We start from the raw sequence: 9344 nt of genomic DNA, 5'->3' as shown, positions 1-9344 counted from the left end.
GGAGATCGGCAGTTTCCAGCCCGGCACCTGGGCGGACTTTGTGGTGCTGGACCACCAGGCCATTCCGATGCTGGCCATGAAGCACGAACAAAAGACCAGTCTCGCAGAAACCCTGTTCAACCTGATGATTCTGGGCGACGACCGTGCTGTCGCCCGCACCTACATTGCGGGCCAGTGTCAGTTCCAGCGCGCCGCCGTTGTCTCACCCACTGCCCTTGAAGGAGCCTGATTGATGGAGGCCTACCTCAGCGAATGGCTTAGCCTGTTAGTGCGCTGGTTTCACGTAATTGCCGGGGTCGCCTGGATCGGCGCCTCCTTCTATTTTGTCTGGCTGGACAACCATCTGCGGGAACCACCGGACTGGAAAAAGCAGAAAGGCATCAAGGGCGACCTCTGGGCCATACACGGCGGCGGCTTCTACGAAGTGGCCAAATACAAGCTGGGTCCGGAGCAGATGCCGAAGGAACTGCACTGGTTCAAATGGGAGGCCTACGCCACCTGGCTCAGCGGCATGTTGCTGCTGTTCGTGGTCTATTACATGGGCTCACCGGGCTATCTGATTGATCTCTCCAAAGCCCAGCTCAGCAGTGGCGCGGCCATTGCCATCGGTCTCGGCAGCCTGCTTGGCGTAATGGTGATCTACGAGGCGCTGATTCGCAGCCCTCTGTCCGCCAACGGCAAGGCCTTCGGGCTGGTGCTGTTTGCGATTCTGGTGGTGGTGTCCTGGGGCCTGTTCCAGGTGTTCTCCGGACGCGGGGCCTACATTCATGTGGGCGCGGTCATCGGAACGATTATGGTGGCCAACGTCTTCCTCGGCATCATCCCGGCCCAGCGGGCGCTGGTGAACGCGGTAGCCAACAACGAGGAACCCGGCGAGCGGGTGGCCAAGCTGGCAGCCCTGGCCAAACTGCGCTCCACCCACAACAACTACCTGACCCTGCCGGTCATTTTCATCATGATCAGCAATCACTACCCGCTGCTGTACAGCCATCCCCATGGCTGGGCGGTGCTGGCGGCCATCGGTTTTATCACCGCCTACGCCCGCCATTACTTCAACCTGCGCCATCAGGACGTCAACAAGCCCTCTATCCTGGTGATTGCGGCGGCATTGACCGTTGCTCTGATCTGGGCCATCGCTCCGTCACCCCCGGCCAGCAGCACAGCTGACAGCGGACAGGCTGCAGTGACCGACAGTACCGTCAATGCCCTGCTGGAAAGCCACTGCATTGCCTGCCACGCAGCGGAGCCTTCACATCCGGCGTTTCAGGCGGCACCGGCAGGCATTGCCCTGGACGACCTGTCGTTGCTGGCGCAGCACCGGGACAAGGTGCGCCAGTCGGCGGTGAATTCTCACTATATGCCGCTGGGCAATACCACCGGCATGACCGAGGAAGAACGGGCGCAACTTGGCCGCTGGCTGGATGCCAGTCGATAGCCTGAACGAACCGCACCATCATGACGCAGAGGCCGGCACCCCTGCCCGAATATTGGGCGAAGATGCCGGCCTCTTCTTTTCAGAATCTGCTCTGAAATACTGATTTCGTCGATACCTGAGTCCAGATCCCGGCGATACAGACCAGTTGGTCAGGTTTTACGCGGCAAACCGCCAACTCTGGTACGCCCCTTGCTGTAACAGCTTTGACATCCTGTTCGGACGGGCCTTGGCGCCTGTGCAACGGGAGAAACCAAAAACAGCGAGGTTGTACCCATGAAGGAACATTACCCGAGCAAGGGCATCGTAAAACGTTTTGGCCAGGCCCTGACCCTGACCGCCAGCATTGGCGCCGCTACGTTTGGCGCCTTTGGTCTGAGTTCTGCCGCCCACGCCGATACCGATATTCGCTTCACTCTCGACTGGCGTTTTGAAGGCCCTTCGGCCCCCTTCCTGATGGCCTATGAAAAAGGCTACTTCAAGGACGAGGGTCTGAATGTCACCATCGATTCCGGTAATGGTTCCGCCGGCGCTGTCACCCGGGTAGCTACTGACGCCTACGACATGGGCTTTGCCGATTACAGCGCCCTCACTGAAACCACCGCCAACAACCCGGACACCGAAGTCACCGGCATTTACATGGTCTACAACGCCATGCCGGCAGCGGTCTTCGCCCTGAAAAAATCCGGCATCGAGACTCCGGCGGACCTGAAAGGTAAAACCCTGGGTGCGCCGGTGTTCGACGGTGGCCGCAAGGCCTGGCCCGCCTTTGCCCGTCACAACGACCTGAAAGTCGACGATGTGAGCTGGCAATCAGTGGAGCCGGCCATTCGCGAAACCCTGCTGGCCCGTGGTCAGCTGGACGGTATTACCGGTTTCTACTTCACCAGCCTGCTGAACCTGGAAGCCCGTGGTGTGGATCCGGAAGACATCGTGGTGCTCAAGTACCCGGATTACGGCGTCGAGTTCTACGGCAACACCATCATTGCCCGCAACGAGCTGCTGGAAGAAAACCCGGAAGCGGTACGCGGCTTTCTCCGCGCCTTCAACAAGGCCTTGCAGGAAACCATCGCCGATCCGGAAGCTGCCATCGCCTACGTCAAACAGCGGGACGCGCTGATCGACGAAGCTCTGGAAACCCGTCGCCTGAAGCTGGCACTGGAAACCAACGTCATTACCGACGAGACCCGTGCTGAAGGCCTGGGTGCGGTTACCACAGACCGCATGGAGCGCGCGCTGGCCGATATGATTGCCTCCTACAATCTGGAGCCGAAGCCGGAACTGGAAGCGCTGTTCGACAGCAGCTACCTGCCGGCTCTTGCCGATCGCATGATCGACTGAAACCAGCATTCTCAGACCCGCACCTCAAAGCCCGGAAACGAACCCGGGCTTTGCAGGTTGCCCTTCCACCCCACCGGAGCACCCGATGGATCTGGTCAAATTTGAAAACGTCAGCATGCGCTATGGTGACGAAGACAGCCCGCTGGCCATCGAAGACGTCAGTCTCACGGTCAGACAGAATGAGTTCGTTGCAGTGGTCGGTCCCTCTGGCTGTGGCAAGTCCACCCTGATGAAGCTGGTCACCGGCCTGGCACCCCCCAGCGACGGCTATGTCTATCTGGACGGCAAACAGGTGTCCGGTCCACAGGAAGGTGTGGGCATGGCCTTTCAGGCTTCCAACCTGCTGCCCTGGCGCACCACCCTGGAAAACATTCTGTTGCCCATGGAAATCGTCAAACAGTACCGGCACCGCTTCAAAAAGGAAAAGGCCCAGTTCGAGGAGCAGGGTCGTGCCCTGCTGAAGCGGGTTGGTCTGGAAGGCGTGGGCGACAAGTTTCCCTGGGAGTTGTCCGGCGGCATGCAGCAGCGGGCGTCCATCTGCCGTGCGCTGATTCACCGGCCCTCATTGTTGATGCTGGACGAACCTTTCAGTGCTCTGGACGCTTTCACCCGGGAAGAACTCTGGTGCATGGTTCGGGACCTGTGGCAGGAAGACCCGTTCACCGTGGTACTGGTAACCCACGACCTGCGGGAAGCGGTGTTCCTGGCGGACACCGTGTATGTCATGAGCAAGGGCCCCGGCCGCATTCTGGTGCGCAAACCCGTTGATATTCCCAGACCCAGAGACATTGCCGTGACCTACAGCGATCAGTTCGCCGAACTGGTGTTCGAGTTACGGGACCACATTGGCCGTATCCGGGAGAATGCCGAATGAATCTGTCACCCGCCAAGCGCCGCAAACTGCTGATCCAGGCTTCACCCTGGCTACTTCTGGTGTTCCTCACCCTGTTCTGGGAACTGGTGTGCTTTGCCTTTACCGTGCCCACCTATCTGTTTCCGGCCCCCAGCGATATCTGGGCTGCCTGGCTGCAGTACCGGGTACCCATCATGCAGCATGCCCTGCAAACCCTGTTTACCACAATTACCGGTTTCGGTATTGCCGTGGTGTTCGGGCTGATTCTCGGCATTCTGGTGGGTTCGTCCCCGGTGATCTACAAGGCCCTATATCCGCTGTTGGTAGGTTTCAACAGCATCCCCAAGGTGGCCTTCGTTCCGGTGCTGGTGGTGTGGTTCGGTATTGGTACCGTGCCGGCCATTCTGACCGCGTTTCTGATTTCCTTCTTCCCGGTGGTGGTCAACATGGCCACGGGCCTGGCCACTCTGGAGCCGGAACTGCAGGATGTGTTGCGTTCCCTGGGTGCCAGCAAGCTGGATATCCTCAAGAAGGTGGCCCTGCCCCGGTCGATGCCCTATTTCTTCGCGTCATTGAAAGTAGCCATTACCCTGGCCTTTGTGGGTTCGGTGATTTCAGAGACGGTGGCGTCCAACCTGGGTATCGGCTATCTGATGATGTCCGCCAGTTCTACCATGAATATGGGGCTGGTGTTCGCGGGTCTGGTGGTCATCGGGATTATGGGTGTGGCCATGTACGAGATTTTCGCCTTCATCGAGCGTCGCATGACCAAGTGGGCTACTCGTGGGGCGGAGATGGCGTTCTGAACATAGAATAGATAATGCGGTATTGATTGAAAGACTGGTGCCTATCAAGCAAGCGGGTAGGTCTCACCAAAATACGCTGTGAATACGTCCATGTACGCTCGGCTCCGCCATCCATGGCTACGCACGATTTTGGTGAGACCTACCCGCTTGCTTTCATTCTGACTACGGAGTAGTTGTCGACTTTTCTTTAAATGCAAACCACGCAAAAAACACTGCCATCATCAGGTAACCGTGCACAAAGTCCGGAGCGGCGTAGAAGCCGAGTTTCGGTGCGTGCATCAGGCCGATGAAGGAGAAACCCGCCGCAAACAGCGCGAAAGCTACCGCCCGGCGGAACTGCCGGTCGATGACGCTGACCGCCATGGCGCCCAGCAGGATCGCGGTGAACATGGCACCGTGGCCCAGCACCACAATGCCCCCGGAAATATCGCTGACCACATCGCCTGCACCGCGGTTGAAGCGGGTCATCACGTAGTTGGCGAAGTACGGCAGCATGGCAAGGGCAATGGCCGGGTAGTAGCGGGTATCGTTGGCCTGGAAGGCGGTGGCGATCATCGACATGCCGACGAACACCAGAATCGGCGCCACCACCGACACCGGTATCAGTGCTGCCAGAAACGCGATCAGCCCGAACATCGTCGCCAGAAAATACACGGCGCCGTTGAGCATGCTGTAGCCACGGCCCGCGTTCATCCACTTGGCACCCACGGTAGCGATGTAAACCGTGGTGGGGAACAGACCACCAAACACGGCCCCCAGCATGGTGCCGACACCGTCTACCGCCTGGCACTCACGAACACTGTAGCTGTCGCCTGCGGCGGACATGGCTTCCACGTTGTTCATGGTTTCAATGGCGTTGTACAGAGTGATAGGCAGGATAACCGTCAGTAGTGCCACCCCGACCGTAAACAGCAGTCCCAGACCCTCGAACCACGCCAGACCCGGCAGGATCGGATAAAAACCGATATGGGTGAAGGCTTCCGAGAAGTTCTGGCTTTCGGTTTGGCCCAGCAGATAGGCCAGTGCCGTGCCCACGATGATGGCGAACAGCGATGCCGGAATATTGAAGGGCATGGCCACCCGGGCCACCAGTCCCACCAGAATGATGGCCAGCACCAGCAAGCCGATTACCGGCATTTCCAGGGTCTTGAACAGCATTTCACCGGCAATGAAGGTCAGCGCCACACCGGCCACCGCACCCAGCATGGCGGCCCGGGGCAGGTTCCGCTGTACCCAGTTGCCGATCACGCTGATGATCACTTCAATCAGGCCACTAATAAAGCAGGCGGCTACCGCGATCTTCCAGGCCAGTTCAGCATCGCCCGTCAGGGTCTTGGCGGGTAGCAACACGCCGAACAGGAACACAAACATCACCGGCGTCGAGATACCGTAAGACAGTGCCGTGACATCCTCACGGTTTTCCTTCCGGGCCAGGCGCGCAGCGCTCCAGGCGTAATAGAAGTTACCGAACATCACCGCTACGGCGGCCCCGGGCAACACCTGACCAAACACAATGCTGGCCGGAAAGCCCATGCCCAGCATGGTGATGGCAATGATGACAAAGTTGGCAATATTGTTCTGGAAAAGCGCGAAAAACGCGTCTGTATCTTCTTTTTTGTACCAGGGATAACGGACGGGTTGAGACGCCATGCATCAGACCTCTTTCGGAATGGATTTACGCGGATGCCCGCATCAGAAACTGGACAGTTCGTCCTGCAGATCGCTCTGCAACTCGGAAGGTTCGGTAATCCAGATGGTCTCGTCAGCGCCCGGGAACACGCCTATCTCAACGCTGTCTTTGGTCAGACCTGGCACCCACTTGCGAAAGAAATCCGGCAGCGACAGGCTCTTCGGCACCAGATCCCCGGACCCCTTGGCATAGGCAAGTGCAAAGTCTGCACTGGGCCACACCGGCAGATAATCCAGACCGCCATCTTCGGAATGAATCTTCAGAAACCGGTTGTCGCCATTCACCAGAATCCAGATCTCCCGCTCTTCAACCACGCAACTTAGAAAGTAGTCGTACCTTTCCTCGCCGCTCAGTCCCAACACTGCCTGTATTTCATCGTTGGTCATCTTTTGTTCCACCGCAAACCTCGTCGCCTGATTTTGGTGCAGCATAGCGCGTAGGGCCGGGCTGTGTCCCCTGCTCCCATCTCTGGATGAACGAATGTAGAGTAGGCAGTGGCGCTGACGCCATGCTTGACTGAGTGAACGAGCTGATGACTATCAAGGAGGAATATATGAAAGAAACCGGGAAAATCAATTACATCGAAATGCCCTCGCGGGATATTGGCGCCACTAAACAGTTCTTTGAAGCTGCGTTCGGCTGGTCATTTGTGGATTACGGTCCAGACTACGTAGCCATTGGCGACGCTGGCATCGACGGCGGCTTCTTCCACTCAGACAAGGTAGCCACCACCGCTAACGGCAGTGTTCTGGTGGTTCTGTACAGCGCTAATCTTGAAAGCACCCTGGAGAAGGTAAAGTCTGCGGGCGGAAGCATTGTGCAGGATATTTTCGCGTTTCCTGGCGGTCGCCGATTTCATTTCTCCGATCCCAGTGGCAACGAGTATGCCGTCTGGTCGGAACTGGAGGCGCAGTAGCGGTTCCATGCCGTGATCAAAAAGCCGGATGTTCCCTCGTCCGGCTTCGCGTTTTCAGTGTCAGGGCTACTTCTTGCCCGCAAAGTTCGCCTGGATCCGCTGCAGCAGATAATCCCGGGCGGTGATTGGCGGGTACTTACCTTCCGGTCCCTCGATGTTCACTTCTTTGTTGGCCTGACAGAAGAACGCCATGCTGTAGCGGGGACCGTTGTAGTCACCGGGTTTTGGCATCCGCACCCGGTGCAGGGTGGATTTCAGGCGGTCATCGCTCCAGCGCATCAGCATGTCGCCGATGTTGCAGGTGATCAGTTCGTCCTTCGGGGTGACGCTGAACCATTCCCGCTGATCACCGGCGCCTTCGGCCAGTTTGCCGGGGCTTACCTGCAGGCCGCCCTGACCTTCCCGCTGGAACACCATGGTCAGGCAATCGAAATCGGTGTGGGCTCCGGCCCGCCAGAGGGTTTCGTCTTCCAGATCCGCATCCGCCACCGGCAGGTAATGCAGCAGGCGCAAGGTGCTCTGGTAATCCGGTTTGCGGCGGTCGTGGGCCTTGGTGAAGAAGTCCCGGTCAAAACCGAGGCGCTCGGCGAAGCAGGACAGCACCTGCATGCCCAGCTGCCAGGCCCGGTGCTCGAAGTCCAGCATCACCCGCTGGAATTCCGGCACCACCGTCTGATTCGGCCACAGGTCATCCATGTAGGGCAAGGTGATCTGGAAGGATTCCTTCTGGTCCGCGGTGCCGGTGGAGGGCCGCACCTGGGACATGAACTCCCAGCCGGAATTCAGCCCTTCTTTCAGGGGAAAGTGTTGCTTCTGGTCTTCCGGCAGCGCAAAGAAGGCTTCAGAAAGCGCAAAGGCACGCTTCACCTGAGCTACATCCAGGCCGTGATTGGCCAGCTGGAAAAAGCCCACGTCGGTGGCGGCCTGCCACAACTGATCGGTAATTTCCTGACGACGCTGATCGAAATCGGTCATGTCGATAACCGGGATTTCACGGCTGCTTTCCTTGCCAAAGCCGCCAAACGTGGTCTCCAGTTCCAGCTCTTTCAGGCCGTAACGGGGCGTTTCCCGGGTTGTTGCGGTAGTGGTTGTCATGCGTGTCTCCAAATCAGAATCAGTTTGAAGACCGGGCAGCACAGCACAGACAGGTGCAAACTGGCAGAAACAGGGCATGCCCGGTCACAGGCTGAGCAATGACCCGAAGTTCACGGGGAACTCCTGACTGCTTCTACTCAAGCACAACCGCGGGCGACCCTAGTAAGGTTGCCCTGGTTAATCTTTATGCTGCAGGGTTTATGCCAGCGTGGAGTGGTTTGCTATACCCCTGTGGTTATTGAATTTTCCTGAAATCTGCAGCATCAGGTATCGCGGAAAAGGCGCCTGTTCGGTGCAAAGGCAGCTATGTCGCACAGCTGTGGTGCGCCAATTCGCTTCTGAATGGACCGCAAACCACAACCTGTCCATCCGGTCAGGATTGGACGGCTTTTTGCATCTTCTCTGGATTACCTATGAACCCACTGGAGTAATGTCATGGCCTATCTGATCCGCAACGCGGTCGGACTGTTTTCACCGTCACATCCAAATGCCACCGACCTTCGCATGGCCGACGGCAAGATCACCGAAATCGGAAACCACCTTGAACCGCTGCCCGATGGTAGGGAAACGCTGGTGGATGCCCGGGGCTGCGTGGTCTGGCCCGGGTTGGTGAACACTCACCATCACCTGGCCCAGTCCATCATGAAGGGCGTACCGGAGGGACTGAACCAGGACCTGGGCGAGTGGCTCAGTTCCGTGCCCTACCGGTTCTGGCCCAAGGTCACGCCAGAATTGATGTATCACGCCGCGCGGCTGGGGCTTTATGAGCTGATTCGTTCCGGCGCCACCACCTGCGCGGATCATCACTACCTGTACCACAAGACCACCAGCCCAGAGCTGGAGGCTGTGGTCTGGCAGGCGGCGGAAGAGCTAGGTATTCGTCTTGTGCTGTGCCGGGGCAATGCCACCGAGCAGGGCAGCCATCAGGGCATGATTGACCATGGCATCGAGCCGGAGTCCATCGATCAGGTCCTCAACCGCCTGGATCACACCCGCAAGCTGCACCATCAGGACGGCGGCGACGCCATGAAGAAACTGGTAGTAGCGCCCACCAGCCTGATCCACTCCAGTTCACCGGAAGGTCTGAAGGTTCAGGCTGCCTGGGCCCGGGAGAATGGTCTGAAGCTGCACTCTCATCTGCTGGAAGTGGATTTTGATGAGGTTCAGTCCCTCAACAAAATCCACTTCCAGCAGATGAGAGTGCAGCTTCA

The 9344-nt window shown here is 58.3% G+C and carries 9 protein-coding genes and 1 pseudogene; 7 read left to right on the top strand and 3 right to left on the bottom strand.

What is annotated here, in order from left to right; genetic code table 11:
* From AAC035_RS14155 to AAC035_RS14135, 5 genes and pseudogenes are all read left to right on the top strand, one after another.
* A pseudogene (locus tag AAC035_RS14155) lies at nucleotides 1–229 on the top strand (hypothetical protein); the annotation flags it as partial.
* A gap of 3 nt (nucleotides 230–232) precedes the next feature.
* Nucleotides 233–1435: a urate hydroxylase PuuD gene (locus tag AAC035_RS14150; RefSeq protein ID WP_339805235.1), complete on the top strand. Its 1203-nt coding sequence runs from the start codon at nucleotides 233–235 to the stop codon at nucleotides 1433–1435.
* 273 nt (nucleotides 1436–1708) lie between these two features.
* On the top strand, nucleotides 1709–2773 hold the full coding sequence (locus AAC035_RS14145) for an ABC transporter substrate-binding protein (RefSeq protein WP_339805233.1): 1065 nt from the start codon (nucleotides 1709–1711) through the stop codon (nucleotides 2771–2773).
* A gap of 85 nt (nucleotides 2774–2858) precedes the next feature.
* Nucleotides 2859–3647, top strand: a complete 789-nt coding sequence (locus tag AAC035_RS14140) for an ABC transporter ATP-binding protein (protein ID WP_339805231.1) — start codon at nucleotides 2859–2861, stop codon at nucleotides 3645–3647.
* Nucleotides 3644–4432 (top strand): ABC transporter permease, encoded by a 789-nt coding sequence (locus tag AAC035_RS14135; RefSeq protein WP_339805229.1) that lies wholly within the window; start codon nucleotides 3644–3646, stop codon nucleotides 4430–4432. The genes AAC035_RS14140 and AAC035_RS14135 overlap by 4 nt, the downstream gene beginning before the upstream one ends.
* Nucleotides 4433–4594: 162 nt before the next feature.
* Here the strand turns inward: AAC035_RS14135 and AAC035_RS14130 are convergent, their stop codons facing one another.
* The gene (locus tag AAC035_RS14130) at nucleotides 4595–6082 is read right to left on the bottom strand and encodes an NCS2 family permease (RefSeq protein ID WP_339805227.1); all 1488 of its coding nucleotides are present in this window, start codon (nucleotides 6080–6082) and stop codon (nucleotides 4595–4597) included.
* Nucleotides 6083–6124: 42 nt separating this feature from the next.
* Entirely contained in the window at nucleotides 6125–6508 is a 384-nt protein-coding gene (locus AAC035_RS14125; protein WP_339805225.1) for a DUF2750 domain-containing protein, read from the bottom strand.
* A gap of 167 nt (nucleotides 6509–6675) precedes the next feature.
* Here AAC035_RS14125 and AAC035_RS14120 point away from each other — a divergent pair, with 167 nt between their 5' ends.
* Nucleotides 6676–7038, top strand: a complete 363-nt coding sequence (locus tag AAC035_RS14120; RefSeq protein WP_339805223.1) for a VOC family protein — start codon at nucleotides 6676–6678, stop codon at nucleotides 7036–7038.
* Between the two features lie 66 nt (nucleotides 7039–7104).
* On the opposite strand, the gene AAC035_RS14115 is transcribed toward AAC035_RS14120, so the two are convergent.
* A complete protein-coding gene (locus AAC035_RS14115) occupies nucleotides 7105–8133 on the bottom strand; it encodes a 2-oxoglutarate and iron-dependent oxygenase domain-containing protein (RefSeq protein WP_339805221.1) in 1029 nt (342 codons plus the stop codon).
* Between the two features lie 435 nt (nucleotides 8134–8568).
* Between AAC035_RS14115 and AAC035_RS14110 the strand changes: the two genes are divergently transcribed.
* Nucleotides 8569–9344, top strand: a 776-nt coding sequence (locus tag AAC035_RS14110; RefSeq protein WP_339805219.1) for an amidohydrolase family protein, incomplete at its 3' end; no start/stop codon positions are given.

It is taken from the genome of uncultured Marinobacter sp. (genome assembly GCF_963974375.1).
Lineage (GTDB): Bacteria > Pseudomonadota > Gammaproteobacteria > Pseudomonadales > Oleiphilaceae > Marinobacter.
Note: the sequence above shows the minus strand (reverse complement) of the source record. Positions and strands in the feature narration are given on the sequence as shown.

Coding starts and splice junctions, on each gene's coding strand:
- AAC035_RS14150 (WP_339805235.1), top strand. CDS start 233: ATGGAGGCCTACCTCAGCGAATGGCTTAGCCTGTTAGTGCGCTGGTTT.
- AAC035_RS14145 (WP_339805233.1), top strand. CDS start 1,709: ATGAAGGAACATTACCCGAGCAAGGGCATCGTAAAACGTTTTGGCCAG.
- AAC035_RS14140 (WP_339805231.1), top strand. CDS start 2,859: ATGGATCTGGTCAAATTTGAAAACGTCAGCATGCGCTATGGTGACGAA.
- AAC035_RS14135 (WP_339805229.1), top strand. CDS start 3,644: ATGAATCTGTCACCCGCCAAGCGCCGCAAACTGCTGATCCAGGCTTCA.
- AAC035_RS14130 (WP_339805227.1), bottom strand. CDS start 6,082: ATGGCGTCTCAACCCGTCCGTTATCCCTGGTACAAAAAAGAAGATACA.
- AAC035_RS14125 (WP_339805225.1), bottom strand. CDS start 6,508: ATGACCAACGATGAAATACAGGCAGTGTTGGGACTGAGCGGCGAGGAA.
- AAC035_RS14120 (WP_339805223.1), top strand. CDS start 6,676: ATGAAAGAAACCGGGAAAATCAATTACATCGAAATGCCCTCGCGGGAT.
- AAC035_RS14115 (WP_339805221.1), bottom strand. CDS start 8,133: ATGACAACCACTACCGCAACAACCCGGGAAACGCCCCGTTACGGCCTG.